Source organism: Azoarcus sp. Soil_N_20, from assembly GCF_057656155.1.
The window spans coordinates 574,067-600,051 of the sequence record NZ_JBDGKX010000002.1; the positions used below are offsets into that span (position 1 = coordinate 574,067).

The following is a 25,985-nucleotide window of genomic DNA, read 5'->3' on the forward strand; positions in this document are numbered from 1 at the left end:
TCCCTGAAGGATGGCCCCATCATGCTCGATCATCGCAATGGCTCGCTTCATGCCGCGCTACTGTTCGGTTTCGCCGCCCTCGCCGGTCTCTCCGGCCCGGCGCTGGCGCAATCGGAAGTCGCGCCGGTCCTCGCGCTGTCCGGCGTGCAGTACGCCCAGGCGTCCTCCACCGTGATGGAGGTTCAGCGCGAACTCAACCAGCTCGGCTATAACGCCGGCACCGCCGATGGCCTGATGGGGGCGCGCACGCGCAGCGCAATCCAGGCCTACCAGCGCGACAGCAACCTGCGCGTGGATGGGCAGGCGACCGCCAGCCTGCTGTCCCATTTGCGCGGCACGGCACGCGGCGGGACGCCGGCAGCGCCGGCGCCGGTGGCCGAACCGCGGTCGCAGCAGATCGCCAACATTCAGAATACCTTGCGCAGCCTCGGTTACCGCATCGAACGTCCGTCGGGTCAGCTTACCGACGAGACCCGTGCCGCGATCCGCAGCTACGAGTCCGACCATGGGCTGCTGATGTCCGGGGAGCCGAGCGCCGAACTGCTTCGCCACATGCGCCAGCGCGCCGAAGCCGGGTCCGCTGCCCCGGCGGCGTCTGCGGCCGACGCCGACACGGTGGCCCGGATCCAGACCGAATTGCGCGTGCGCGGCTACCCGATTCCGACCGTCAGCGGCCAGATGGATGCCCAGACCCGCCAGGCGATCAGCGAATATCAGCAGGGCCAGGGCGTTGTGGTGACCGGCGAGCCCAGCGCGGCGCTGCTCGCCGAACTGCGCGCTGCCAGCGCCGAGCTGGCGCCCGCTGCGGAATATACCCGCGCCCAGCGCGCGGCGGCACAGCGCACCCTGAACGAGCGCGGCTTCGATGCCGGGCCGCCCGACGGGGTACTCGGGCCGCGCAGCCGGATTGCCATCCGCAACTTCCAGGCGCGCAACAAGATCGATCCCACCGGCGAACTCGACGCCCGCACCATGGAGTTGCTCGGCATCGGCACCGCGGTCGCCGAGCAGCCGGAGGCAGCGAAGGATGGTTACCAGATGCGGGTCCACGACAACTTCAAGGACGGCGATTACACCCGCAATCCGGCGTGGCGCGTGGTCTCGGGCAACTTCGAGGTGCGCAACCAGGGCCTGAGGTCGGTGATCAGCGTGCCCTCACAACGCTCGGAGGACGTCGGCCGCAGGATGCTCAGCGACCTGCTCAAGGAGCAGCTCGGGGTCAATGTCGGCGGTGGCGAGGAGCGCGCCGCGGCGGCGCATCTGCCGACCCGGATCACCCCGCAGTTCCGCATCACCGTGGCCTTGTCGGGTACCGCGGCGGAAAACAGCCACCTCGATCTGGGCCCCTATCAGGGCGATCGGCTGAACCACGGCTACCGGCTGATCTATCGCGCCGATCAACCCGGCGTGCTGCAACTCGTGTTCACCGACCAGAACGGGACGACGGCCATCGGCAGTGGCCGCTTCAGAATCGACCGCGGTGGCCAGCAAAAACTGGTGTGGCAGCGTCACCCCGATGGCCGGATGACGGTGAGCCGCAATGGCCGGGTGCTGATCGACGTCGTCGACCACAAGCTCGACTCGGATGCCGCCGGCTTTTCGCTGATCAATGCGGGTGGCGAATGGACGCTGCACGAGGTCATCATCGAAGACCGCGGCTAAGGCGCAAGCCCAGCCAGGCTCGGCAGCGCAAGCGGCCGACCACCTTGGTCAGTTCGCCCGCAATGTCCACGGCCGTGGTCGCGGTCGAATGGATGGCCGGGGTGGTTTCTTCGACCATCTGCGCGATATCGTGGCTGGCGATTCCCTGCCCCTTGGCCGCGTCGGCGACGTCGCGGATGCCGGTCAGGGGTTGGTCCCGTGCGCTTCGCCGACGATCCAGTCATGCACCGTTGCCACCCGGCGGTCGTCGAGCGCACCGGCGGAATAGACCAGGCAGTAGCGCTTGCCGGTGCGCACCGTGTGGGCGAACGGCGCCACCAGCAGGCCGCTGGCCAGCTCGTTGGTGGTCAGCGTACGGCGAGCGATGGTGACGCCCATGCCGGCAATCGCGCACTGAATGGTGATGTGGTTGCGGTTGAACATGTAGCCGCGGCGCACATTCACGTGCGCCGCCCCGATCGCCTTCAGATAGCGCTCCCATTCGGCATAGGGCGGGCTGCCGCGCCACGCCGTCATGTCGTGCAGCAGGGGATAGTGCTCGAGCTGCTCCGGCGAACTCAGCGGCGGGCGGTCGCGCATCAGCGCCGGCGAACACACCGGAAAGATCTCCTCCTCCAGCAGCACCGTGCTCTGCATGCCGGGGTAGGTGCCGTCGTTGAGATCGATCGCCAGATCGAAATCGCCGTCGCGCAGCGAGCGGTTGCTGTCTTCGGCTTCGACCTGGAGTTCGATCGCCGGATAGCGCTGCATCAGCTTGGGCAGCCGGGGCACCAGCCAGGTGGCGAGGAAGGAGGGCAGGGCGCGCAGGCGGACCACGCCGCTCAGGGCGCCACCGCGCAGGCGCCCGATCGCCAGGTCGACCTCGGCGAAGGCGGGATCGACCGCCGCCAGCAGGCGGCGCCCTTCGTCGGTGAGTTCGATGCGGCGGGGAAGGCGGCGGAACAGCCTGAACCCCAGCCACGCTTCGAGCAGCTTGATCTGCTGGCTGACCGCACCGGTGGTGATGTGCAGTTCTTCGCCCGCCCGGGTGAAGGACAGATGACGGGCCGTGGCCAGGAATACTCTCAGCCGGGCGTGGACCTGGGAAGGGGCTGTACTGTTCATGGTTTAGTTTTAGTAAACGCGGGACGAAAAAGCATCGATTGAATTGTGCCGGTGTCGCCGACAGAATGCCGCACCACGCAAACAAACCGTCTTTCGCATTAGCGATTTTCAATCCTGCCGCACCCAGAGGAAGTCTCCATGTCCATCAGCGTACTCGACCTGTTCAAGATCGGCGTCGGTCCGTCCAGCTCCCACACCGTCGGCCCGATGCGGGCGGCGCACGACTTCGTGGCCGATCTGGATGCGCGTGCGCTGCTCGCCGCGGTGCGCCGCGTCGAGGTCCGGCTGTACGGCTCGCTGTCGGCCACCGGGATCGGGCACGGCACCGATCGCGCGGTGGTGGTCGGCCTGATGGGTGAGCGTCCGGACGAGATCGATCCCGACTTCATCGCCCCCGCCGTCGCCGAAGTGCAGCGCAGCGAGCGCCTGCTGCTGGCCGGCAAGGTGGCGGTGCCCTTTCATTGGGCGCAGGACATGCGACTGTTGCCGGTGAGCCTGCCCCACCACCCCAACGCATTGCGCCTCACCGCGCATGGCGTCGATGGTGTCGTCGACGAGAACACCTATTACTCGATCGGCGGCGGCTTCGTGATCGACGAGGCGCAGGCCGGCGCCGGCGCGGGCGGCGTGGCCGAGCTGCCGCTCCGCCACGAGTTCGACAGCGCTGCGGAGCTGCTCGCGATCTGCCGTACGCATTCGCTGCGCATCAGCGACGTGATGCTGCACAACGAACGAGCCTGGCGCAGCGAGGCCGAAACACGGGCGGCGCTGCACCGCATCTGGCAGGCCATGCGGGCCTGCGTGGCCCGCGGCATCGGCCAGGAGGGCGTGCTGCCCGGCGGTCTCGAGGTGCGCCGCCGGGCCCCCGCGCTGCACCGCAAGCTGCGCGAGCGCGAGGCCGGACGCAACCTGATCAGCGACACCATGGCCGCGCTCGACTGGGTCAACCTGTATGCGCTCGCGGTCAATGAAGAAAACGCCGGCGGCGGTCGCGTGGTCACCGCACCGACCAACGGTGCGGCCGGCATCATCCCCGCGGTGCTGCACTACTTCATGGAATTCCAGCCCGGCAGCAACGAGCGCGACGTCACCGACTTCCTGCTGACCGCGGCCGCGATCGGCACTCTGTGCAAGAAGAACGCGTCGATCTCCGGCGCCGAAGTGGGCTGCCAGGGCGAGGTCGGCTCGGCGTGCGCGATGGCGGCGGCCGGCCTGACCCAGGTCATGGGCGGGACCCCCGAGCAGGTCGAGAACGCCGCCGAGATCGGCCTCGAACACAACCTCGGCCTGACCTGCGATCCGGTCGGCGGTCTGGTTCAGGTGCCCTGCATCGAGCGCAATGCGATGGCCTCGATCAAGGCGATCAACGCCGCTCAACTGGCGCTGCGCGGCGATGGCGCCCATGCCATTTCGCTCGATCAGGCGATCCGGACGATGCGTGACACCGGACGCGACATGCTCGACAAGTACAAGGAAACCTCACGCGGCGGGCTGGCCGTGAGCTTCACCGAATGCTGACAGCCGGCCCGCTGCAGCGCCATATATAGAAATAATCAGGAGACAAGGCATGACCACAGCAACAATGAACCCCATATTCCGGCTCGTGTGCCGCACCAGCCTCATCGCACAGATCGCCATCGGCATGGTCTGCGGCATCGTGTTCGCGATGCTCGCGCCCGAGGCCGCGCGTTCCGTCGCGCTGCTCGGCGATGTTTTCATTTCCGCGCTGAAGTCGGTGGCGCCGGTGCTGGTCTTCGTGCTCGTGGCGGCCTCGATCGCCAGCCACAAGCGCGGCCAGCCCACGCACATCCGCCCGGTGCTGATGCTTTACCTGCTCGGTACCCTGAGCGCGGCAGTGGTTGCCGTGCTCGCGAGTTTCGCCTTCCCGACCACGCTGGTGCTCGATGCGCCGCAGGTCGCAGGTGCGCCGCCTGGCGGCATCATCGGCGTGCTCAAGAATCTGCTGCTGTCCGCAGTCTCGAATCCGGTCAAGGCGCTGATGGAGGCCAACTTCATCGGCATCCTCGCCTGGGGGGTGGCGCTCGGCATCGCGCTGCGCCACGCAAGCCAGAGCACCCGCGCCATGCTGACCGACGTGTCGGATGCGGTGTCGCAGATCGTGCGCGTCGTGATCCGCTTTGCGCCGCTCGGCATCTTCGGCCTGGTGGCCGCCACCCTGGCCGACTCGGGGGTGGATGCGCTGCTCGACTACGGCCGGGTGTTGCTGCTGATCGTGGGCAGCATGGTGTTCGTCGCGCTGGTGATGAACCCGCTGATCGTGTTCTGGAAGACGCGCCGCAATCCCTACCCGCTGGTGTTCACCTGCCTGCGCGAGAGCGCCGTCACCGCCTTCTTCACCCGCAGCTCGGCCGCCAACATCCCGATCAACATGGAGCTGTGCAAGCGCCTGAACCTGCACGAGGACACCTACTCGATCTCGATTCCGCTCGGCGCCACCATCAACATGGCGGGTGCGGCGATCACGATCACGGTGATGACCCTGGCCGCGGCCAATACCCTGGGCATCAGCGTCGACATCCCGACCGCGCTGCTGCTGTGCGTGGTGGCCTCGCTCGCCGCCTGCGGCGTGTCGGGCGTGGCCGGCGGATCGCTGCTGCTGATCCCGATGGCGTGCAATCTGTTCGGCATCTCCACCGACGTGGCGATGCAGGTGGTGGCGATCGGATTCATCATCAGCGTGGTGCAGGATTCTGCCGAAACGGCGCTCAACTCCTCCACCGACGTATTGTTCACCGCGGCGGCCTGCCCGCAGGCGGACGCCGTATTCGAGCCGGCAGCGGCAAGGGCCTGAACGCCCGACCGCGGACGATGCAGGGCGGTGCCGATCGCGGATCGCGCCGCCGCTGTCCTTGCGCCATGATGTGAACGCGAGCCGGGTCATGCCCGGCTCGCGGCATGGGAAAACACCGGGAAACACAAGGAGATCGACATGCAGCATTTCGCCAGCGACAACTACGCCGGCATTTGTCCGGAGGCACTGCAGGCGTTTCTGGCGGCCAACGAAGGCCATGCGCCGGCCTACGGCGACGACGAGTGGACGCGCCGAGTGTCCGAGCGTCTGCGGGAGCTGTTCGCCACCGACTGCGACGTCTATTTCGTGTTCAACGGCACCGCGGCCAACTCGCTGGCGCTGGCCGCGCTGTGCCAGAGCTACCACAGCGTGATCTGCCACGAACTGGCGCACGTGGCGACCGACGAGTGCGGTGGGCCGGAGTTCTTTTCCAACGGCTCCAAGCTGCTCTCCGCGCGCGGCGAGGACGGCAAGCTCACGCCCGATGCCGTGCTCGAGGTGATCGCGCGGCGCAGCGACATCCATTACCCCAAGCCGCGCGTGGTGACGCTGACCCAGGCCACCGAATGCGGCACGCTCTATCGTCCGGCCGAGGTCGCGGCGATCGCCGAGCTTGCCCATGCGAAGGGGCTGCGCGTGCATATGGACGGTGCCCGCTTTGCCAACGCCGTTGCTTCGCTCGGGGTGGCGCCGGCCGACATCACCTGGCGTGCCGGGGTCGACGTGCTGTGCTTCGGCGGCACCAAGATGGGCCTGCCGATGGGCGAGGCAGTGGTGTTCTTCGATCGCCGGCTGTCCGAGGATTTTGCCTGGCGCTGCAAGCAGGCCGGCCAGCTCGCGTCGAAGATGCGCTTTCTCGCCGCGCCCTGGCTGGGCATCCTCGAAGGCGATGCCTGGCTGCACCACGCCCGTCACGCGAATGCCATGGCGCAGCGCCTGGCGGCGGGGCTGGCGTCCGTTCCGGGTGCCGAACTGCTGTTCCCGGTCGAGGCCAACGGCGTGTTCGTGAACCTGCCGGCCACCGTGCTGGACGGCCTGCGCGCGCGCGGCTGGCGCTTTTACACCTTCATCGGCGCCGGCGGTGCGCGTTTCATGTGTGGGTGGGACACGCAGCCGGAAAGCGTCGATGCACTGCTGGCCGACATCCGCGCCCTGGCGGGGTGAACGCGTCCGGCCGCCGAGGCGGCTGGAGCGGACCACGCCTGTCACGGCGGGCCATCGGCCCCGTCATTCACGCCGATGGCCGTGATGCCCGCCGGACAGGGGTAGCCGGAACATGAACTCGCTTCCTCCGGTGTCGCGCGCGCGGGCGTCCAGTGACCCGCCATGGGCCTCGATGATGGAGCGGCAGATGGCCAGCCCCATGCCCATGCCGCTCGCCTTGGTCGTGAAGAAGGGATCGAAGATCCGGGCGACGGCCTCCATCGGGATGCCCGAGCCCGTGTCCTGGATGCTGACCACGAGATGCTCATGCGCACGCGACGACGAGACGATCAGCTCGCGCGCATCGTCGGCGGTCTCCGCCATCGCATCGAGGGCGTTGGTGATCAGGTTCAGCACCACCTGCTGGAGCTGCACCCGGTCGGCCTCCACCGTGGCCGGGCCCGCTTCGAGCTGCGTGAGCACCTTCACGTTCCGCCGCTCGATCTCGATGGCCACCATGCCGAGCACTTCGCGCAGCACCTCGTCGGCGTGCAGCGGGGCGAGCACCGCGGGCGCCTGCCTGGCCAGCGCCCGCAGTGCGCAGATGATGTCGGCGGCGCGCAGACCGTTGTGCTTGATGAGGGCCAGCCCGTCGACCGCTTCCGCGATGTCGGGTGTCGCCCGGTTCAGCCAGCGCAGGCTTGCATCGGCCGACGCCACGATCGCTGTCAGCGGTTGATTCACTTCGTGCGCGATCGACGCGGCCAGGGTGCCCATGACCGTGAGGTGCGAGCTGCGGGCAAGCTCGGCGCGGGCGGTCTGCAGGCTCATTTCGGCACTCAGGCGGCGATCGTTCTCGTCGATGAAGCGCTCGTACAGGCGCGCGGTTTCCAGCGCGATCGCGACCTGCGGCGCCAGCATCTCGAGTTGCGCGATGCGATTCGCGTCGAACACGCCGGGCGCCAGGTTGTTCTCGACGTAGACGACGCCGAACAGCGTCCCGCCCCTGAGCAGCGGCAGGCAGAGCACCGAGCGCAGGCGGGCACTGCCGGCCGTCCGCTTGCGGATCGAGGCCGCGTCGACCGCGGCGTCTGCCAGCACCAGCGCTTCGCGCGTCCGCAGCACGCTGTTGAGCACGGCCAGCGGCAGCTCCTCTTCGGTGGGCACCGCGCTGCCGAGCGTGACCGCCACCTTGCCGTCCACCACGCGTCCCGAGGCTTCGATCACCGGTTTGTCGTCGCACATGAGCAGCAGCAGGCCGTACTGCGCACCGGCATGAATGACGATGTCCGTCATCAGGGTCTCGATCAGCCGGTCCATCACCAGCTCGCTGGACATCGCCTGGGCGGCACGGATTCCCGGCTCCCAGCCGATTGCGCTGGCTCCGCCGGACGCGTCCACGGCCGAGGGCGCGCCGACATCCGCCAGATCCAGGTCCGGATGTCCGGTTGCGAGCAAGTTCGCCTTGTGCTCGGCGCCCCAGCGGCGGTAGCTGCCGTGTGCATTGCGCAGGTGCTGCTTGCCCGCCATATGCAGGCCGTTCGCCTCGCACAGCATGCCGGCCAGTTCGTGCGCCAGCGCCTGTTCGTGGACGAAGCCGGCGGCGGCGGCCGCATGTGCGGCCTGTTCGTAACACACCAGCGCCTGCAGGGTGTCGCCGCGCAGGCGGGCGATCTCGGCGTCGATCAGGAACAGCTTGCTGTGGAAGGTCGCGGGGTTGAGCGCCGTCCACCGTGCAAAGCGGTCGCGATGTTCGGCGAACGCAGGCGTGCCTGGCACGTCGCCGGGCGATGTGGAAGCCGCGTGCGCCAGCGCGAGCGCGAGAAACAGGTGGCAGTCCGCGACGTTGATATGGGCCGGGGCCGACCAGCTCAGGGCCCGCGCCTGCTCCAGGCTGCGCAGCGCCTGCGGCCACTCCCGCCGGTATACGCAGGCCATGCCGTCGTAGAGCCAGATCCAGAACCGCGTGGGCTGGGAATTGCTCCGGGCGAGCCGCTCCGCCGCCACGCCTGGCGCATCCGCGCCGGACGCGGCTTCGTCCCCGGTGCGCAGGCGCTGCACGAAGTGCTTCTGGGCGTTGAGGATCAGTTCGATGTCGCGGTATTGAATGCGCCGGGTGAGTTCCAGGCCGCGCTCGATCTCGTCCTCGACCAGACGCAGGTGCTCGCCCATCGCCAGCAGATCGGACACGATGTGGTTGCGCGCGTAGCACGCCATGCCGATGTCGCCCGATGCCAGCCCCAGCGTGACCGCGCGCTGCGCGTGGTCGAGCGCGTCGGCAAGCGGGCGGGTCCACGGGCTGACCTGGTCGACGGCTACCAGGGTGGCGATGCGCTCGGCCTCGAAACCATGGCGGTCGATCAGATCCATGGCGGCCAGCCCGTAGGCCAGACCGTCCTCGTATTCCTCGTAGAGACTTGCAATGAACACGCCGAACCATGACAGCCCGTAAGGAGACTCCGGCGTGGCGCCGTGCTCCAGGGTCAGCTCGACCATCTTGGCGACATGCAGGAAGCTGATGCCATCGGTGACGAACAGCGACGAGATCAGCGTCGACAGCAGGCCCATGACGGTCTGGATGCGGCGGTCGTCGGTCCTTGGCAAGGCCCCGAGCGTGCTGATCGGTCGTGCGCCCTGTGCCGCCTTCACCGCGTCGTAGGCCAGGCGCAGCTGCGCCTTGTCCGGTCCGCGCCGCAGGTGAACGTCGAGCAGGGCCAGGCCGGACAGTGCGGCATCGATCGCCCCCTCATAGTCGGAGCGGACGGTCTGCAGCATTGCCTTGAGGCGATGCACCGCCGCCCTGTCCAGCGCTGGCATGTCCCGCGTCAGCAAGGCCTCGATCTCGCGTGCGGCATCGACCAGTTCGGCCCGCGCCAGCAGGCATTCGCAGCGCAGCAGGGCGACGTCGTAGGCAAGCGGGTAATGCGATGACCACCACGACGGATCCATCAGCCCGACCGCAGCGTCCATGTAGCGGGTCGCCTGAGTCATGGCCGCGGTGCCCTTGGCCCGCCTCGCGGCCACGATCAGCGCAGGCACGAAGGCGGCGCGTTCGTCCGGCGACCAGGCATGATCGGCCGCGCGTTCGATCTGGTTGCAGATCTCGAACGCGTACTCCGCCAGCTGCCCGCGCCAGTGCTCGATCATGATGCCCGCGATGCGGGCGTGCGCACGCGGCCGCGCCGGCGTGTCGATCAGGGAATAGGCGGATTCCAGTACGCGGTCGTGCTGGAACGCATAGCCCGCCGCCTCCCGGATCAGCAAGCCGGCCTCGACGAACGGACCCAGCCGCTGCCGCACCTGCAACGGACTGATCCCGGCCACGCAGGCGAGCAGGCGCTCGTCGCAGCGTATGCCCACGCACGCCAGGTGCTGCAGGAGCTCCGCACCTTCACCGGGGAGGCGCGCGATGCGCCGGATCATCAGGTCGATGACGTTGTCGGAGTAGGCGCGTTGCGCGACGTCGGTTTCGTCCCAGCGCCAGCCCGCGGCCTCACCATCGTAGTGGAGCACGCCATCGTCGACCAGGGTGCGCAGCAACTGGGTCGAGAAGAACGGATTGCCCGCGGTCTTGTGATGGATCGCGCGTGCCAGCGTCTCCACGCGGAATGGCGGCTCGTTCAGCGCGGCGGCCACGAGCGCGCTCAGGTCCTCCGCGCCAAGCGGCCCGGCCTGGATGTGGGTGAGGGAGATCGGCTGCGACCGGCTGACATGCAGCAGCCGGGAGAAGCGCTGGGTCACGTCCGGTTCGTTGTCGCGACAGGCACCGATCAACAGCACGTTGGCGGGCGGCCGGGTGATGAAGGCCTCCAGCAGGGCGATGGAGGACGCATCCGCCCACTGCAGGTCGTCGATGAACAGCACCAGCGGCAAGCCCGTCGCCGCGAACGCGGAAAACGTCTGCAGAATCGCATTCTCGAGGCGTGCCTGCGCCTGCTCGGCGGGCACGTTGGACAAGGGCGCGGTATGACCGAGCACATGTTCCACTTCGGGGACGAGTTTGGCGACGGCCTTCCCCTGGCCCGCAAGACCCTTGAGCCAGCGCCGCCGTACCTCCACCAGTGCCGCCTCGTCCTCGCCGAGCAGGCCTATCGTCATCGACCGGATCAGCTGCGCCACCGGCGCATAGGGAATGTCGAGCTGCAGCTGGTCGCTTTTCCCGGCGGCGACGCGCGCGCCCTCCAACTCGGCCTCGCCTCCGAGCCAGGCCGCCAGCGCAGACTTGCCGGTGCCGGCGCCGCCGGTGATCAGGACCAGCTCCGACGCCCCGCGCTCGGTGACGCGCAGCAGCGCGTTCGCCAGCGCCGCCATTTCGGCGCTACGACCGAAGAGCTGCCCGGACACGTTCAGCGCGGCAACCGGGCCGGTGGCGTCCAGGTCGAAGAGGCCGATCCTGCCATGTTCCGCCCATTCCGCACGACAGCGCATCAGGTCCGTGCGCACCGAGGTGGCCGCGCCGTAGCGGTCCCCGGGATCCTTGGCGATCAGCTTGAGCACCAGTCGGCCGAGCAGTGGCGGGACATCGGCCCGGCGCAATTGCGGCGCCACCGGCACGACCGCGACGTGGGCATGCTGCCACGCCGCAGGCGAGTCCGCCGTGTACGGCAAGGTGCCGGTCAGGATCTCGTAGAGCGCAATGCCCAGGGCGTAGAGATCGATCCCGGTGTCGGGGGGTGCCGGGTCGAGGCGGCCGAGTTCGGGCGCCAGATAGGGCAGGGCCGCCGGGCCGGGCTGCGGCAGCGCGGGTTTCTGCGGATCGAGGATGAACGCGTAGCCGAAACCGGTGAGACGCAGATCATGGTCCGCGCCGACCAGGAGATTGTGCGGTCGGATATCGCCGTGAACGATACCCCGCGCGTGCGCCTCGGCAATCGCATGGGCGGCGCCGATGGCGAGATCGAGGAACGAGGCGATCGGCATGGCGTCGCCGAGCAGGGCCGACGCCGGCCTCGACGCCGCCTCGGCCTGATAGACCAGTACCATCCGGTCCGGGGTCCAGATCGTCGCGATCGGCACCGCCGCCCAGGCTGCCTGCAGCCGCGGCGCGAGCCTGGCTTCGTGCTGCAGTTGCTCGCAGCCCGCGGTCGCGACCAGGCACGCACTCCTGGCAAGCCAGTCCGTCCGCGTGACCGGATCGAACAGGCGCTCGCAGCTCACGCCGTCGGCCGCGTGGAGCTCCACCCGTTCGCAGCGGGCCAGCCACAGGCTGTCGAAGGCCAGCGCTGGTGGCCGGTACGGGCTGCCGCGCGAGCTCATGATGGCATCGTCGCCGAGCTCACGGGAGCGCCTTGCACAGGCCAAGCTCCTGCGCCATCAACACCAGCTCGGCGAAGGTGCGCGCCTTCATCTTGCGCATCGCCTGGCCACGGTGGATCTTCACCGTCACCTCGCTGATGCCGATCTCGCCGGCAATCTGCTTGTTCAGCAGACCGGCGACCGCCAGGCTCATGACCTCGGCCTCGCGCGGGGTCAGGGTCCGATAGCTGGCGCGGAGTTCTTCGGTCTTGTGCATGCGCTCGCGGCGCTGGCGGTCCTTCTCCAGCGCGGCCGCCACCGCATCGAGCAGATCCTGGTCGCGGAAGGGCTTGGCCATGAAGTCTTCCGCACCGGCCTTCATCGCCGTCACGGTCATGGCGATGTCACCGTAGCCGGTCATGAAGATGATCGGGATCCGGACCCCCATCTGCGCCAGCCGGGATTGCAGGTCGAGTCCACTCGGGCCCCGCAGGCGGACATCGAGCACCAGGCAGCACGGCGCATCCGGCAGCCGGAACTCGAGCAAGTCCGCAGCCGACGCGAACAGGGCGACATTCATGCCCACCGAGCGGAACAGGCTCCCCAATGCACTGCGCAGCATCGCATCGTCATCGACGATCAGGACCATCGCATCATCGCCCGCACCGGGGTCGGCAGGCTCGAGACCCTTGGATGTCACGTTCAGTTCTCCAGTCGGGGCTTCAGTGCGCCGGTGTCATCGGCGTCGCCCGGATTCTCGCGCTCATGCGTGAATCCGGTTCGGATCGGGTACGCCGGGAGTCTGCGGCGGGCGGCGCTGCCGCACGCCGGATGTCGCCGCCGGCGCGTCCCGGATTTCAACACAATGCCGTGAACCTGAAAACCCATACGACAGGTTTAGGCCGGGGCTGGCACCGAGCCGCGGTCGAGCCTCCTCAGGCCGCGCCGATGTCGCGATGACATCGCCGTCATGTCCTCGCACCTACACCGAAGCAGGGGCCAGGTAACACCAAAGGACGATGGTCGCGAGCGCAGGCGAGGCCTACGCTGAACACAGGTCGCGCCTCGAACCCCTGCATCGATCGCGGCCCTGTTCAACCCCATCAAAGCCGATCGGACGCAGCGGACAGCCGCCACGACCGCATGACGCTTGTTCTCAGGAGCCACATGATGTCCAACCCCAAGCTCGAAGTCCTGACCCCGCAGAACAGCCAGCTCATCTTCATCGACCACCAGCCGCAGATGGCCTTCGGCGTGCAGTCCATCGACCGCCAGGTGCTGAAGAACAACACCGTCGGCCTGGCCAAGGCGGCGAAGATCTTCAACATCCCGACCACCATCACCACGGTGGAAACCGAATCGTTCTCGGGCTTTACCTATCCGGAGCTGCTCGACGTGTTCCCGGAGCAGCCGCTGCTCGAGCGCACATCGATGAACTCGTGGGACGACCAGAAGGTACGCGACGCGCTGGCCGCGAACGGACGCAGGAAGGTGATCGTGTCCGGCCTGTGGACCGAGGTCTGCAACACCACCTTCGCGCTGTGCGCGATGCTGGAAGGCGGCTACGAGATCTACATGGTGGCCGACGCCTCCGGCGGCACCAGCAAAGACGCCCACGACTACGCGATGCAGCGCATGGTGCAGGCCGGCGTGGTGCCGATGACCTGGCAGCAGGTGCTGCTCGAATGGCAGCGCGACTGGGCGCACCGCGACAGCTACGACGCCGTGATGAAGCTCGTCAAGGAACACTCCGGCGCCTACGGCATGGGCGTGGACTACGCCTACACCATGGTGCACAAGGCGGACCAGCGCACCACCACGCCGCATAAGGCGATTCCCGCCGTGCCGGCGCGCTGAACCGGTGCCTCCCGCCGCACCTGGTGCGGCGGCTCCAACGGAGAACCGCGTCCGGCGCGGCGGCTTCAACAGACAACCGAGACCCGCGCCCGGCGCGGTGAACCCAACAGTGAGCCTCGCCATGTCACCGACCCCCACCCCGGACCTCGTCCTCGTCAACGGCAGGTTCGCCACCCTGGACCAGAGCAATCCGCAAGCCGATGCCGTCGCCATCCACGACGGCCGCTTCCTCGCCGTCGGTACGCGCCAGGACGTCATGAGGCTGGCCGGGCCGCAGACGAAGGTCGTCGACCTCAACGGCCGACGCGCCATCCCCGGGCTGATCGACAGCCACATGCATATCATCCGCGGTGGCCTGAACTACAATATGGAGCTGCGCTGGGACGGCGTGCGTTCGCTGGCCGACGCCATGCGCATGCTCCGCGACCAGGTGGCGCGCACGCCCGCGCCGCAATGGGTGCGCGTGGTGGGCGGCTTCACCGAGCACCAGTTCGTGGAGAAGCGCCTGCCCACCCTCGAGGAATTGAACGCGGTGGCGCCGGATACGCCGGTGTTCATCCTGCACCTGTACGACCGTGCACTGCTCAACGGCGCCGCGCTGCGCGCGGTGGGCTACACCCGGGACACCCCGAACCCGCCGGGTGGCGAGATCGTGCGTGATGCGCGCGGCAACCCGACCGGGCTGCTGCTGGCCCGGCCCAACGCGACCATCCTCTACGCCACCCTGGCCAAGGGCCCGAAGCTGCCGCCGGAGTACCAGAAGAACTCGACCCGCCACTTCATGCGTGAAGTGAACCGGCTCGGCGTGACCGGCGTCATCGATGCCGGCGGCGGCAACCAGAACTACCCGGACGATTACCGGATCATCGAGGAGTTGCACCGGGAAGGGCAACTCACCGTCCGCCTCGCCTACAACCTGTTCACCCAGAAGCCGAAGGAGGAGCTCGCCGACTTCAAGACGTGGACGTCGCAGCTGCGACCGGGGCAGGGCGACGATCTCCTGCGCCACAACGGCGCCGGCGAGATGCTCGTCTATACCGCAGCCGACTTCGAGGATTTCCGTGTCGAGCGTCCCGACGTGGCGCCGGCGATGGAGGCAGACCTCGAGCCGGTGGTCCGCCTGCTCGCCGAGAAGCGCTGGCCGTGGCGTCTGCACGCGACCTACGACCAGACCATCTCGCGTGCGCTCGACGTCTACGAGAAGGTCGCCCGCGACATCCCCTTCGACGGCCTGAACTGGTTCTTCGACCACGCCGAAACCATCACCGAGCGCAATATCGACCGCATCGCCGCGCTCGGCGGCGGCATCGCGGTGCAGCACCGCATGGCCTACCAGGGCGAGTACTTTGTCGAGCGCTATGGCGCGAAGGCCGCCGAGGCCACCCCGCCGGTGAAGAAGATGCTGGAGCGCGGGGTGAAGGTCGGCGCCGGGACCGATGCGACCCGGGTGGCGTCGTACAATCCCTGGGTGTCGCTGTCGTGGCTCACCACCGGCAAGACCGTCGGCGGCCTCGGGCTCTATCCGCAGGCCAGTCTGCTCGACCGCGACACCGCGTTGCGCCTGTGGACCGAAGCCAACACCTGGTTCTCGTCCGAAGTCGACAAGAAGGGCCGGATCAAAGTCGGCCAGCTCGCCGATCTCGCGGTGCTGTCGGCCGATTACTTCACCGTGCCCGGCGACGAGATCCAGGACATCACCTCGGTACTGACCGTGCTCGGCGGCGAGGTTGTATACGGCGACCGGGAGTTCGGCCCACTGGCGCCGGAGATGCCGCCAGCGATGCCGGACTGGTCGCCGGTACGGTACACCGGCGGCTACCAGCCGCGGCCCCGGGCAGAGGCTCGCGCGCGCCCGCCGAGCGCCGCTTGCGGCTGCGCCACCAGTTGTGGCGTGCATGGCCATGCACACGCGCGGGCGTGGGGCTCGCAAGTGCCGACGGCGGACGCGCGCAGCTTCTGGGGCGTGCTCGGCTGCTCCTGCTGGGCGTTCTGAGCAAGCGCGCTCATCTGCGACGGATCTGCAACTCACCCGCCACCGGAGAACCACCTTGTCCCGACCCATCTCGTCGCAGAAACCAGCGACCGGTGTCGCCGCACCCTCCGGCGGCGCCTTCGCCCCGCTCGCACTGCCGACTTTCACCGTGCTGTGGGTGGCGACCGTTCTCGGCAATGTCGGCAGCTTCATGCGCGACGTCGCCAGCGCCTGGCTGGCGACCGACCTGACGACCTCCCCGGCCGCGGTGGCCATGATCCAGGCCGCGGCGACGCTGCCGGTCTTCCTGCTCGCGATACCGGCCGGCGTGCTGTCGGACATCCTCGACCGCCGCCGTTTCCTGATCGGCGTCCAGATCGGCCTGGCCGTGGTCAGCGCCACGCTGATGCTGCTGGCCTGGCGCCAGGCCCTGACCATCGAGATCCTGATCGCGATGACCTTTCTCGGCGGCGTCGGCGCGGCGATGATGGGGCCGACGTGGCAGTCGATCGTGCCGGAGCTGGTGCCGTCGGACATGCTGCGGCGCGCGGTGGCGCTCAACTCGCTTGGCGTGAACATCGCCCGCGCCATTGGCCCTGCGGGTGGCGGCCTGCTGCTGGCCGCGTTCGGTGCGGCCGTCACCTATGGTGCCGACCTCGTCAGCTACCTGTTCGTGATCGCCGCGTTGCTGTGGTGGCGGCGCCCCGCGCAGCCGGACAACCCGCTGCGCGAGCACTTCTTCGGCGCGCTCCGTGCCGGGTTGCGCTTCACCCGCGCGCACAGCAGGTTGCACATCGTGCTGCTGCGGGCGGCGGTGCACTTCGCTTTCGGCAGCAGCATCTGGGCCTTGTTGCCGCTGGTCGCCAAGCAACTGCTGCAGGGCGGCGCCGGCCTCTATGGCGTGCTCCTCGGCGCGGTCGGCGTCGGCGCCATCCTCGGCGCACTGGCGATGCCGCGGCTGCAGCGCTCGCTCGATGCCGACGGGCTGGTGCTGGCGTCGGCACTGGCGACCGCGCTGGTGATGGCGGCGCTGTCCGCCGCGCCGCCGGTTTGGCTCGCCCTGCCGCTGCTGTTGCTGCTCGGCGCGGCCTGGATTCTGGCGCTGACCACGCTGAGCGGCACGGTGCAGGCGATCTTGCCGAACTGGGTGCGCGGCCGTGCGCTGGCCGTCTACCAGATGGTCTTCAACGGCGCGCTGGCGGGCGGCAGCCTGATCTGGGGTTTCGTCGCGCAGGGGCTGGGCACGCCGCACGCCCTGCTGATCGCCGCCGGCGGCCTGGTGCTGGCGGCGCTTGCGCTGCACCGGCTGCGCCTGCCGCGCGGCGAAGAGGACCTCGGGCCGGCACGCCACTGGCCGGAGCCGCAACTGGCGAGCGCGGTCGAGCACGACCGCGGCCCGGTGATGATCCTGATCGAATACCGTGTCCAGCCAGCCGACCGCGATGCCTTCCTGCGCGCAGTCCACCAGCTGTCCGAAGAGCGCCTGCGCGATGGCGCCTTCAACTGGGGCGTGATGGAGGACGCCGCGGATCCGGTGCTGCTGACCGAATGGTTTCTGGTCGAATCCTGGGCCGAGCACCTGCGCCAGCACCAGCGGGTGCCCAACGCCGACGCCGACCTGCAGCGCGAGCTCGCACGCTTCCATACCGGAGCCGAACCGCCACGCGTACGTCACCTCCTCGGCGTCGGCCTGCCTCCGGCCGGCACCGGGTCGGCTCCCAATCCCCTGTCATCGTGAGGCTCCCATGAAGCTCTATCTCGTCTCCCTCGGCGCCGGCATCCTGGTCGGCGTCATCTACGCCCTGATGCAGGTCCGCTCGCCCGCACCGCCCGTGGTCGCCCTGATCGGGCTGCTGGGCATGCTGATCGGCGAACAGGTCGTGCCACCGGTCAAGCGTCTGCTGTCCGGCGAGCCGGTCACCGTCAGCTGGTTCCATGCCGAATGTCTGCCGAAGATCACCGGCGCAGTAGATCAGCCTCAAGTCCGACCGCCTCCCAGCCCGTCTGTCGTCGTCTCCGATCGCGGCTCCGGGAATCCGGCGGGGTGACCCGGCGCAACGCCCCGAACCTGGAGGTGACACAGGGCCGCGTTGACGACTGCCATTGCTGATTACCGTTAAAGGAATTCGTGTGACCGCTCCCCCCGTGATCGCGATCGTCGACGACGACGCTTCAGTCAGGCAGGCCATGGGACAGCTCTTGCGTTCCCTCGACTTTGCCGTGGAACTGTTCGGGAGCGGGCAGGAACTGCTGCGGGCGGCAGCGCTGGATCGCCTTTCGTGCGTGATTGCAGACGTGCAGATGCCCGGCATGAATGGCTTTGCGCTGTGCGAGGCCTTGCGCGAGCGCGGTCTCGACGTACCGGTCATCTTCATGACGGCGTTTGCCCGGGCGGGCCACGAGCAGCGCGCGCAGGCCATGGGCGCGGCCTGCTTCCTCAGCAAGCCGGTGCGGGATACGGACATGATCCGGTGCATCGAATGCGCCTTGCAGTCACCCCGGCGCGAGTCCTGAGTAAGGACGAGTCCCGTCCGCCGCCGCGGAGATGTCGGAGGCGCCACCCATCACCACGGGTACGGCCTCCCGCATCGTGTCCACGAAACGGCGCAGCCTGGCCGGATAGAAGCGCGCGTAGGGATAGACCAGGTGCACCGGCAGGGGCCATGCCTGCCATTCGGGGACGAGGTGAAGCAGGCGACCGTGGGCGATATCGTCCGCCAGCAGCCAGGCGGAGCCGACACACACGCCCAGCCCCATCAAGGCCGCACTGCGCATGGCGTAGAGGCTGTCGGTGCTCAGGCGGGGATGGATGGCGATGCGCTGCGTCCTGCCGCTGGCGGCATGGGTCAGCGACACCTCGTCGCGATAGTAGGTGCGCAGTGCGAGCCAGGGGAGGTGGGCGAGATCGGCCGCGTGCGCCGGGGGCGGCATGCGGTCGAGCACCGATGGCGCCGCCACCACGATGCGCGGAACCTCGGACAGCTTGATCGCCACCAGGCCGGGGTCGAGCACTTCGCCGACCTGGATCGCACAGTCGATGCCGGCCGCGATGAAATCGCGAATATCGTCATGCAGCAGCCATTCGATCGTCACGCGCGGATACCGGCGCAGAAAACCGGCCAGCGGCCCGACGAAGCGTTCCTGGCCGAAGGCATGGGGGGCCACGATCCGCAGGATGCCTTCGGGCTCGTCGCCTGCGCCGCGCAGCTCGGCTTCGAAGCTCGCCCAGTTTGCCAGTAATACCTTGGCGCGCTCGAAGCAGCGCTCTCCGTCCGCGGTCAGCCTCATGACATGGGTCGAACGCTGCAGCAGGCGCAGCCCCAGCGATCGCTCGAGCGTCTGCAGGCGGCGACTGATCGTGGGTTGCGAGGTACGCATCTGCGCCGCCGCAGCCGAAAGACTGCCGGCCTCGACGATGCGGACGAAGGTCTGCATGAGTTCGATCCGATCTGCAGGAGCGGGTGGCTGCCGTGGGTGTTCCATGCGTTCAATGTATAACAACTGTGCGGCGTATGGTACTACCCATCTACTGACAGGCTATTCAGACTCGGGGCATCGGAACAAACGAGATGGATATCATGTCCTGCATTCAGAATTCGCATACGGTGGATGAGGCAGCACTTGCCGGAGACGTGCACTCTGCCCCCGCCCCGAGTGCCTCCGGCGCCATTTCCCGATCCCTGGTCCTGCTCCTTGCGGCCGGTGCCGGGCTGGCGGTTGCATCTCTCTATTACAGCCAGCCCATGCTGGGGGTGCTGGGTGCCGATATCGGCGTGTCCGACGGTGTCGTCGGCCTGGTGCCGACACTCACGCAGCTGGGCTATGCGCTGGGGATTCTCTTCCTGGCGCCGCTGGGCGATCGCTACGATCGAAGAAACATCATCCTGGGCAAGGCGGCCGTGCTGGTGCTCGCGCTGCTGCTCGGGGGTGCGGCGCCCTCCATCGGCCTGCTCCTGTCTGCCAGTCTCGCGATCGGTCTTGCCGCCACCATGGCCCAGGACATCGTGCCGGCGGCCGCCACCCTCGCACCCGATGCGCAGCGCGGCAAGGTCGTGGGCACGGTGATGACCGGGCTCTTGCTCGGCATCCTGTTGTCGCGGGTGGTGAGCGGCTTCGTTGCCGAACATCTGGGCTGGCGCGCGATGTTCTTTGCGGCGGCCGGTAGCGTGGCCCTGATCGGCATGGCGGCGTGGCGGGGGCTTCCGCGTTTCCGGCCGACCACCGATCTGGCGTATTCGGCACTGCTCGGCTCGCTCCTTACGCTGTGGCGCAAACATCCGGCCCTGCGTCGTGCCACGGTGGCGCAGGGGCTGCTCTCGGTCGGCTTCAGTGCCTTCTGGTCGACGCTCGCACTGATGCTGCACGGTGCGCCGTTTCATCTGGGAAGCGCCGCGGCCGGTGCGTTTGGCCTGGCGGGTGCGGCGGGCGCGCTGGCCGCGCCGATCGCCGGTCACCTTGCCGATCGACGCGGCCCCGAGCAGGTCACGCGTCTGGGTTCGGGATTGGTCGCTTTTTCCTTCCTGACCATGACCCTCGCGCCGCTGCTGACGCCCCAGGCCAGCCTGTGGCTGCTCGTGGGCTGCGCCATCGGCTTCGATCTCGGCATCCAGGCGGTATTGATCGCCCACCAGACCATCGTCTATGGCATCGATCCCGGCGCTCGCAGTCGGCTCAACGCCGTGCTCTTCGTCGGCATGTTCATCGGCATGGCGGCCGGCGCCGCACTTGGCAGCCTTCTGCTGGCTCGATGGGGCTGGGTCGCGCTGGCGGCCCTGGCGACCGTCAGCGCAGTCGGCGCGCTTGCGGTCAGGCTGTGGCCGGCGCGCAGCGCGCGCTGAACGGCTGCGGGTCGGAACCCGATCGTCCGCCGTGCCGCCTGACAAGGTGCGCCAGACCGGAGTGGTGGCGTGCGCTCGAATGAGGGATGACATGGAGAAACGGTGGTCTCTCCCCTATCCTAGAAAGAGGACTGCAAACGGAGGACTCGATGAACGAAGAAACCTTCAACCTCAGCATTCGCCAGTTCCTGAAAATGGTCGGGGTAAATTCGCAACGCCAGATCGAGCAGGCGGTGGCGAAGGCCATTGCCGATGGCGCGATCGCGGGAACGGAAACGCTTCCTGCCACAATGACCCTGGAGATCGGGGGATTGCAGTTGAAGGTCGCCTTCGACGGTCAGATCCAGCTCCAGTGAACCGGGGGCCGCCCGGCAAGGTGGCGCGACCGGTCCGCAATTCATCGTTCGCCCGCGGAATACGGCGCCAGCGTTGTCAGTCGCGTGTCGTCGATCGGCCCGCCGACGGTGAAGTGATACAGGCTCTGCCACTCGGTCCCGGCCAGACCGAGCAGTTCGTGCATCGAATCGTCGAAATAGCAGCCGATCCCGGTCCCGCGCAGGCCGGCCGCTTCCGCTTCGAGATACAGCACCTGACCGATCATGCCGCATTCGCGGAACAGCGCTGGGTAGCGCCAGGGCTCGCGCCGGGTGAGTCCGAAGCGCGCCAGCATGCCGAGCGCAAAGCACGAATCGGCGGCGATCTGCTGATGACAGCAGACGAATTGCGCCGACGCGCGCAGGTCGTAGGGGATCAGCAGGTACAGCGGCAGATGCGGTGGTCCGACCTTGTGCCATAACCAGTCGGGACGCAACGCCGCACGCAGTTCGTCGAGCGCCGTGGCATCGCGCAGCAGGACATACAGTCCCGGGTCGAGGCCGCTGACCCGGTGGACGAGCAGCGCCAGATGCACCTGCGGCAGTGCCCCCCATGCGCTCCATGGCGGTATGCCGGGGCGCGGCAACTGCGCATCGAGCAGCGTGAAGAAGGCATCCGCGCTCATGTCGGTGACGCCGTCGAAGGCGACCGCGCTGCGGCGCTGACGAACCAAGTCTGCCATGCGCAGGTCGCGGGCTGGCGCCGAAGGCGGCGGCAATGCCGGCAGGGCGGGCGACGCCTGCGCCGCGGTTCGCGGCTTGTGCGCGGCGGCGTGGACGAGGTCGATGTCGGGCCAGGGCACATGACCGGTGCTGAGCCGGTTGGCCCGGCCCTGCCATTCGCAGCGCGTGCCGAGGAGGGCGAGCGCATCGACATCGACGGTCGCGTGCGCGTCGCCGATCAGCAGCAGCACGTCGGGCAGTTCGCGTTCGGCGGTGTCGAAGTCGGCGTCGCGGTCGAGTCCGGCGAGGCGCGCGATGTCGTCGTCGCCCACTTCATCGAGCACCCGCGTCGCCCAGCCGAGCGCCGCGGCGGCCAGCGCAACGGCAGCGATCGCATGGCCGCAGTCGTGCTGGCAGTAACGGTAGGCGCGCATGCCGTACTTCCACGCCTCGCGCCAGGGGATCGAAGTGAGCGCGACCAGCGCGGCCGGGCCACGGAAGGCGGCGTCCCAGGCGTCCGTCGTCGCCGCACGCCGTTCCAGCACGTGGCTGCGGCTCGAGTAGTGATACACGCCCGCGGCGAGGTCGGGCAGCGTCGGTGCAATCAGGTAGCCCTCGGTCGGATGCAGGTTGCCGCTCGAGGGATTGCAGCGCAGCGCCCAGCGCACGCCACCGGATTCCTTCCACGCGGACAGCGCCAGCGACAATTCGAACAGCAGGCCGACGTGGGCGCGATCGAATGGTGCCGCGATTGGCAGGCGTCCCCGGCGCAGGTCGTCATGGCGCGTCGCCAGCGCATCGGCCGTCAGCGGCAGCGCAATGCGCGGTGCGCCCGCATAAGTTCGCCACGGATCGGGCTGATTCGCCCAGTCGAGCCGGCCCGGCCCCGGCGCATAGCGATCGGGCCAATGCTTGCTATTCTCATGATAGGCACGGACGGTCATCGCAGCGGCCTTCGGGTTTGGGCGTGATGCTCCATTATTGCCCCTGCGCTCGTCCGCCGCGCGATCGCCGGCCGGGAGGAGCGGGCTTGTGGCGCGCAAGCGGAAAGGTGTCCGCCGGCGAAGTCGTGGCCGCAGCCTGGTGCGAGCATGTAGGGAAAATGATCAGGCTGATGTTTTCATCCGTGTTTTACGCGCGGCGCGTCAGACGAGCTGATGGGCGATCCTGTAGGCCTCTGCCTGGGCAAGCAGCCAGCCAGAAAATCGCTGCAGGGCGGGTCGGTCCTGGCGCTGTTCGGGGCAGGCCAGATAATAGGCCTGCTCATCGGTCAGGGCGATGTCGAAGGGCGCTACCAGATCGCCCGCGGCGAGCTCGCTCTGCACCAGAAAGCGTGGCAGCAGCGCAACACCCAGACCGGCCCGGGCGGCTTCGGCGAGCATCGAGAACAGTTCGAAGCGCGGTCCGCCAATGGCCTCGACGGCGGCCACGCCGGCGGCCTCGAACCATCGCCGCCACGCATCGTGCCGATTCGACTGGTGCAGGAGGGGGAAGCCCGCCAGTGCCGCCGGCGCGCTGCAGTCCTGTTGCCGCAGCATGGCCGGCGCCATCACCGGAATCATTTCCTCGCCGAACAGCCAGGTGCTCGCCGCCCCGGGCCACACGGCGGTGCCGAAGTGGATCGCCGCATCGAACACGGTGTCGGTGAACAGGAAGGGCTCGGAGCAGGTGGTGAGATTGAGGGTGATGCCCGGATTGCATTGCTCGAAGTCGGGCAGACGCGGGATCAGCCAGCGCGTGGCAAAGGTCGGGATCACCGCCAGCTCGAGCACCTCGCCGGTGCCGCGGTAGGTCATGATCGACACCGTATCGCGCTCGAGACGGTCGAGCCCGTCGATGACCTGCCGCATATATACCTGACCAGCCTCGGTCAGCGAGATGCGCTTCTTGATGCGATGGAACAGGCGCACACCGAGATAGTCCTCCAGTACCGCCACCTGTTTGCACACCGCGCTCTGGGTCAGCGACAGCGCGGCGGCTGCGCGGGTAAAACTGAGATGGCGTGCAGAGGCCTCGAAGGCGGTCAGGGACTCGATACTGGGGACGCGTCGGCGCATGGTTCATTCCTTAAACTACGTACCTTCGTATTCTATTTCGTTTGAAAAAGATTTTGCCAGACTCAAGAATGGCGCCGAGGCATGTGACAAGTCATTGTTTAGTAGAAGTATTTGTATAAATATTTATCTTCTGAATGGTGTTCGGCCGCAGTCCTCGAAATCTTCGTCAATCTGATAGTCAGGAGCATAACTATGCAAGCAGCCATTTACACCCCGTCGAACCCGATCCCCCAGGGCAATGCCATGCGCGCAATCGAGGCGCTTGCCCGGCAGGCCGCACCGGTTTCCCCCGCGCTTCCCGAGCGCACCGACGACTCGGAACTGAACCATATCGTCGAGCTGGGCTACAACTGAACGACCCGAACCACATGAACCGCAACCAGATTCCGAAACCGCTCGGGTCCGGGCTGAACCACCCGCAACGGCTCAGGCTCGCCGCCGAGCTGCACTCGCGCCCCTTCATCAGCCTTGCCGCGCCTGCGTGCGTGTCGCATCTGGCCATCCATTGCGATGAAGGCGGGGGGTCGGACGAGCGCGTGCTGGCCGACTTCTGCTTGCGTTTCGGCGTCGCCGCGCCGGGTTCGGGCGCACCGCATTTCTTCCACGACTTCGGCCACTTCAGGCTCAAGTGGGAACGCCATACCGAATTCTCGACCTTCACCTTCATCGAGCATGGCGTCTCCGGCGAAGCCTTTGCCGAAACCCCGATGCGCCATGTGCCGCACGACTGGCTGGCGACGCTCGCCGGCAAGGTCATCGTCGCCTCGCACATCGCGACCGAGCGCGGCGAGCCCTACGAACTCGGCAATCCGCGGCTGCGGCGCCTGTTTCCGGCGGTGCCGCTGGTGGGCTGCCGGGTGCTGTCGGGTGGCGAGTTGTGGACCGACTTCCTGATCGGCCCCGACGGCTACTCGCGCTTCCTGCTGCGCGACACCGGCCTGCGCGAGATGCAGCTCGGCCGCCTGGTGCAGCGCATCTGCGAGATCGAGACCTACGCGATGATGGCGCTGCTGGCGCTGCCGCTCGCGCGCGACAACGCGAACCTGCTGGAGAAGGTCGAGGCCGATGTCACCCGGCTCGGGCTGCGCATGCAGGAACTCGATGCCGGCGCCGACGAGGCGCTGTTGCTGCAGATCTCGAGTCTTGCCGCGCGCGTGCGCTCGATGTCCTTCGACAGCGGCTATCGGTTCAGCGCCGCGCAGGCCTACCACCGGCTGGTCCGCGCCCGCATCGGCGAACTGCGCGAAAAACGCATCGAGGGGGTGCCGACCGTCGGCGAGTTCATGGACCGCCGCCTCGCCCCGGCGATGGACACCTGCGTCTCGGTCGGTTCGCGCCAGGAGGCGCTGGCCGACAAGATCAGCCGCTCCAACGACCTGCTGCGCACACGTGTCGGCATTGCGCAGGAGCAGCAGAGCCAGCGCGTGCTCGAGCGCCTGAGCCACAGCGCCGCGATGCAGCTGCGGCTGCAGCAGGCGGTCGAGGGCCTGTCGGTGGTGGCGATCTCCTACTACGGCATCAGTCTCGCGGCCTATGGCCTCAAGGCGGTCAAGGGCTGGGGGGCGGGCGTGAACGTCGATGGCGCGGTGGGTATGCTGCTGCCGCTGGTGTTCGGCGCCACCTGGCTCGGGGTGCGCCGCATGCGCCACCGTCTACATGGCAGGAGCATGGCCGCATCGACGCAATGATTGCCGTCGGCGGCGGAATCGGCGCCGGTGCTCGTCTTGCGAGTTGAAGTGAGAAGTCGCGTCGGGCTTGCGCCTGGCCCGTTGTTGTCAGGCAAGGCGGGGCCTCACAGCCAGCGGCGAACGCGGGCCTTGTAGGTTTCGTACTCCGCGCCAAAGATCGCCGACAGGATGCGTTCCTCGGGCAGGATCTGAAAGCGGTGGATATACAGGGCGAAGGCCATCGGGCCGACGACCGCCGGCGACGCGGGCAGATGAATGGCCCAGCCCGCCAGCGTGATCACCAGACCCACGTACATCGGGTTCCGGCTGACCCGGAAAACGCCCGAGGTCACAAGGGACGAGGACCTTTCGGGGTGCATCGGGTTGATCGTGGTTCGTGCCAGCCGGCAGGCGAAAAAACCCGAGGCGCTGACCGCGCCTCCGAACAGGGCCACAGGCCCACCGAAGGTCAGCCCGAACGGCGTGGACGGCGCACCGGCGAGAATATGAGCGGAAAGCCACATCGCCAGGGCGACGAGGGTGGCGACCAGGGGCGGCGGGATCTTCAGTTGCAGAGCGTGCATGCGGATGGTGAGGACGG

The 25,985-nt window shown here is 68.0% G+C and carries 20 protein-coding genes; 13 read left to right on the top strand and 7 right to left on the bottom strand.

Annotated features, from left to right (window positions below):
* The first annotated feature begins 21 nt into the window (after positions 1-21).
* Positions 22-1,662: a peptidoglycan-binding domain-containing protein gene (locus AC3A35_RS07160; protein WP_487435297.1), complete on the top strand. Its 1,641-nt coding sequence runs from the start codon at positions 22-24 to the stop codon at positions 1,660-1,662.
* A gap of 183 nt (positions 1,663-1,845) precedes the next feature.
* On the opposite strand, the gene AC3A35_RS07165 is transcribed toward AC3A35_RS07160, so the two are convergent.
* A complete protein-coding gene (locus AC3A35_RS07165; protein WP_487435298.1) occupies positions 1,846-2,766 on the bottom strand; it encodes a LysR substrate-binding domain-containing protein in 921 nt (306 codons plus the stop codon).
* Positions 2,767-2,904: 138 nt separating this feature from the next.
* Between AC3A35_RS07165 and AC3A35_RS07170 the strand changes: the two genes are divergently transcribed.
* The 3 genes from AC3A35_RS07170 to AC3A35_RS07180 all read left to right on the top strand — a co-directional run bounded on the left by AC3A35_RS07170 (position 2,905) and on the right by AC3A35_RS07180 (position 6,742).
* Positions 2,905-4,284: an L-serine ammonia-lyase gene (locus AC3A35_RS07170; protein ID WP_487435299.1), complete on the top strand. Its 1,380-nt coding sequence runs from the start codon at positions 2,905-2,907 to the stop codon at positions 4,282-4,284.
* A gap of 49 nt (positions 4,285-4,333) precedes the next feature.
* Positions 4,334-5,578 carry a serine/threonine transporter SstT gene (gene sstT, locus AC3A35_RS07175; protein WP_487435300.1) on the top strand — a complete coding sequence of 415 codons (1,245 nt, stop codon included), beginning with the start codon at positions 4,334-4,336 and terminating at the stop codon, positions 5,576-5,578.
* Between the two features lie 138 nt (positions 5,579-5,716).
* Positions 5,717-6,742: a threonine aldolase family protein gene (locus tag AC3A35_RS07180; protein WP_487435301.1), complete on the top strand. Its 1,026-nt coding sequence runs from the start codon at positions 5,717-5,719 to the stop codon at positions 6,740-6,742.
* Between the two features lie 63 nt (positions 6,743-6,805).
* On the opposite strand, the gene AC3A35_RS07185 is transcribed toward AC3A35_RS07180, so the two are convergent.
* The gene (locus AC3A35_RS07185; RefSeq protein WP_487435302.1) at positions 6,806-11,977 is read right to left on the bottom strand and encodes a trifunctional serine/threonine-protein kinase/ATP-binding protein/sensor histidine kinase; all 5,172 of its coding nucleotides are present in this window, start codon (positions 11,975-11,977) and stop codon (positions 6,806-6,808) included.
* A 19-nt stretch (positions 11,978-11,996) separates the two neighbouring features.
* On the bottom strand, positions 11,997-12,656 hold the full coding sequence (locus AC3A35_RS07190; protein WP_487435303.1) for a response regulator transcription factor: 660 nt from the start codon (positions 12,654-12,656) through the stop codon (positions 11,997-11,999).
* A 470-nt stretch (positions 12,657-13,126) separates the two neighbouring features.
* Between AC3A35_RS07190 and AC3A35_RS07195 the strand changes: the two genes are divergently transcribed.
* From AC3A35_RS07195 to AC3A35_RS07215, 5 genes are all read left to right on the top strand, one after another.
* Positions 13,127-13,813 carry a hydrolase gene (locus AC3A35_RS07195; protein WP_487435304.1) on the top strand — a complete coding sequence of 229 codons (687 nt, stop codon included), beginning with the start codon at positions 13,127-13,129 and terminating at the stop codon, positions 13,811-13,813.
* Between the two features lie 121 nt (positions 13,814-13,934).
* The gene (locus tag AC3A35_RS07200; protein ID WP_487435305.1) at positions 13,935-15,806 is read left to right on the top strand and encodes an amidohydrolase; all 1,872 of its coding nucleotides are present in this window, start codon (positions 13,935-13,937) and stop codon (positions 15,804-15,806) included.
* Positions 15,807-15,861: 55 nt separating this feature from the next.
* Entirely contained in the window at positions 15,862-17,523 is a 1,662-nt protein-coding gene (locus tag AC3A35_RS07205) for an MFS transporter (protein WP_487435306.1), read from the top strand.
* 7 nt (positions 17,524-17,530) lie between these two features.
* The gene (locus AC3A35_RS07210) at positions 17,531-17,833 is read left to right on the top strand and encodes a XapX domain-containing protein (protein ID WP_487435308.1); all 303 of its coding nucleotides are present in this window, start codon (positions 17,531-17,533) and stop codon (positions 17,831-17,833) included.
* Positions 17,834-17,930: 97 nt separating this feature from the next.
* On the top strand, positions 17,931-18,299 hold the full coding sequence (locus tag AC3A35_RS07215) for a response regulator transcription factor (RefSeq protein WP_487435309.1): 369 nt from the start codon (positions 17,931-17,933) through the stop codon (positions 18,297-18,299).
* Here the strand turns inward: AC3A35_RS07215 and AC3A35_RS07220 are convergent.
* Complete coding sequence (locus tag AC3A35_RS07220; RefSeq protein ID WP_487435310.1) at positions 18,279-19,220, bottom strand: LysR family transcriptional regulator; 942 nt, start codon at positions 19,218-19,220, stop codon at positions 18,279-18,281. The genes AC3A35_RS07215 and AC3A35_RS07220 overlap by 21 nt on opposite strands.
* A gap of 143 nt (positions 19,221-19,363) precedes the next feature.
* On the opposite strand from AC3A35_RS07220, the gene AC3A35_RS07225 reads away from it, so the two are divergent.
* A complete protein-coding gene (locus AC3A35_RS07225; RefSeq protein WP_487435311.1) occupies positions 19,364-20,623 on the top strand; it encodes an MFS transporter in 1,260 nt (419 codons plus the stop codon).
* A gap of 149 nt (positions 20,624-20,772) precedes the next feature.
* A complete protein-coding gene (locus tag AC3A35_RS07230; RefSeq protein ID WP_487435313.1) occupies positions 20,773-20,979 on the top strand; it encodes a DUF6494 family protein in 207 nt (68 codons plus the stop codon).
* A 41-nt stretch (positions 20,980-21,020) separates the two neighbouring features.
* On the opposite strand, the gene AC3A35_RS07235 is transcribed toward AC3A35_RS07230, so the two are convergent.
* Both AC3A35_RS07235 and gcvA read right to left on the bottom strand, forming a co-directional pair.
* Entirely contained in the window at positions 21,021-22,604 is a 1,584-nt protein-coding gene (locus tag AC3A35_RS07235; protein WP_487435314.1) for a SagB/ThcOx family dehydrogenase, read from the bottom strand.
* Positions 22,605-22,805: 201 nt separating this feature from the next.
* Entirely contained in the window at positions 22,806-23,717 is a 912-nt protein-coding gene (gcvA, locus tag AC3A35_RS07240; RefSeq protein WP_487435316.1) for a transcriptional regulator GcvA, read from the bottom strand.
* Between the two features lie 192 nt (positions 23,718-23,909).
* Here gcvA and AC3A35_RS07245 point away from each other — a divergent pair, with 192 nt between their 5' ends.
* Both AC3A35_RS07245 and AC3A35_RS07250 read left to right on the top strand, forming a co-directional pair.
* The gene (locus AC3A35_RS07245) at positions 23,910-24,071 is read left to right on the top strand and encodes a hypothetical protein (RefSeq protein ID WP_487435317.1); all 162 of its coding nucleotides are present in this window, start codon (positions 23,910-23,912) and stop codon (positions 24,069-24,071) included.
* Between the two features lie 14 nt (positions 24,072-24,085).
* Positions 24,086-25,405 (top strand): DUF3422 family protein, encoded by a 1,320-nt coding sequence (locus AC3A35_RS07250; RefSeq protein WP_487435318.1) that lies wholly within the window; start codon positions 24,086-24,088, stop codon positions 25,403-25,405.
* A 104-nt stretch (positions 25,406-25,509) separates the two neighbouring features.
* Here AC3A35_RS07250 and AC3A35_RS07255 read toward each other — a convergent pair whose 3' ends face one another.
* Positions 25,510-25,968, bottom strand: a complete 459-nt coding sequence (locus AC3A35_RS07255) for a methyltransferase family protein (protein WP_487435319.1) — start codon at positions 25,966-25,968, stop codon at positions 25,510-25,512.
* Positions 25,969-25,985 lie beyond the last annotated feature (17 nt).

Excerpts from the sequence above, each read along its gene's own strand:
- AC3A35_RS07160 (WP_487435297.1), top strand. The coding sequence starts at position 22 with ATGCTCGATCATCGCAATGGCTCGCTTCATGCCGCGCTACTGTTCGGT.
- AC3A35_RS07165 (WP_487435298.1), bottom strand. The coding sequence starts at position 2,766 with ATGAACAGTACAGCCCCTTCCCAGGTCCACGCCCGGCTGAGAGTATTC.
- AC3A35_RS07170 (WP_487435299.1), top strand. The coding sequence starts at position 2,905 with ATGTCCATCAGCGTACTCGACCTGTTCAAGATCGGCGTCGGTCCGTCC.
- sstT (WP_487435300.1), top strand. The coding sequence starts at position 4,334 with ATGACCACAGCAACAATGAACCCCATATTCCGGCTCGTGTGCCGCACC.
- AC3A35_RS07180 (WP_487435301.1), top strand. The coding sequence starts at position 5,717 with ATGCAGCATTTCGCCAGCGACAACTACGCCGGCATTTGTCCGGAGGCA.
- AC3A35_RS07185 (WP_487435302.1), bottom strand. The coding sequence starts at position 11,977 with ATGAGCTCGCGCGGCAGCCCGTACCGGCCACCAGCGCTGGCCTTCGAC.
- AC3A35_RS07195 (WP_487435304.1), top strand. The coding sequence starts at position 13,127 with ATGTCCAACCCCAAGCTCGAAGTCCTGACCCCGCAGAACAGCCAGCTC.
- AC3A35_RS07200 (WP_487435305.1), top strand. The coding sequence starts at position 13,935 with ATGTCACCGACCCCCACCCCGGACCTCGTCCTCGTCAACGGCAGGTTC.
- AC3A35_RS07210 (WP_487435308.1), top strand. The coding sequence starts at position 17,531 with ATGAAGCTCTATCTCGTCTCCCTCGGCGCCGGCATCCTGGTCGGCGTC.
- AC3A35_RS07220 (WP_487435310.1), bottom strand. The coding sequence starts at position 19,220 with ATGCAGACCTTCGTCCGCATCGTCGAGGCCGGCAGTCTTTCGGCTGCG.
- AC3A35_RS07225 (WP_487435311.1), top strand. The coding sequence starts at position 19,364 with ATGTCCTGCATTCAGAATTCGCATACGGTGGATGAGGCAGCACTTGCC.
- AC3A35_RS07230 (WP_487435313.1), top strand. The coding sequence starts at position 20,773 with ATGAACGAAGAAACCTTCAACCTCAGCATTCGCCAGTTCCTGAAAATG.
- AC3A35_RS07235 (WP_487435314.1), bottom strand. The coding sequence starts at position 22,604 with ATGACCGTCCGTGCCTATCATGAGAATAGCAAGCATTGGCCCGATCGC.
- gcvA (WP_487435316.1), bottom strand. The coding sequence starts at position 23,717 with ATGCGCCGACGCGTCCCCAGTATCGAGTCCCTGACCGCCTTCGAGGCC.
- AC3A35_RS07245 (WP_487435317.1), top strand. The coding sequence starts at position 23,910 with ATGCAAGCAGCCATTTACACCCCGTCGAACCCGATCCCCCAGGGCAAT.
- AC3A35_RS07250 (WP_487435318.1), top strand. The coding sequence starts at position 24,086 with ATGAACCGCAACCAGATTCCGAAACCGCTCGGGTCCGGGCTGAACCAC.
- AC3A35_RS07255 (WP_487435319.1), bottom strand. The coding sequence starts at position 25,968 with ATGCACGCTCTGCAACTGAAGATCCCGCCGCCCCTGGTCGCCACCCTC.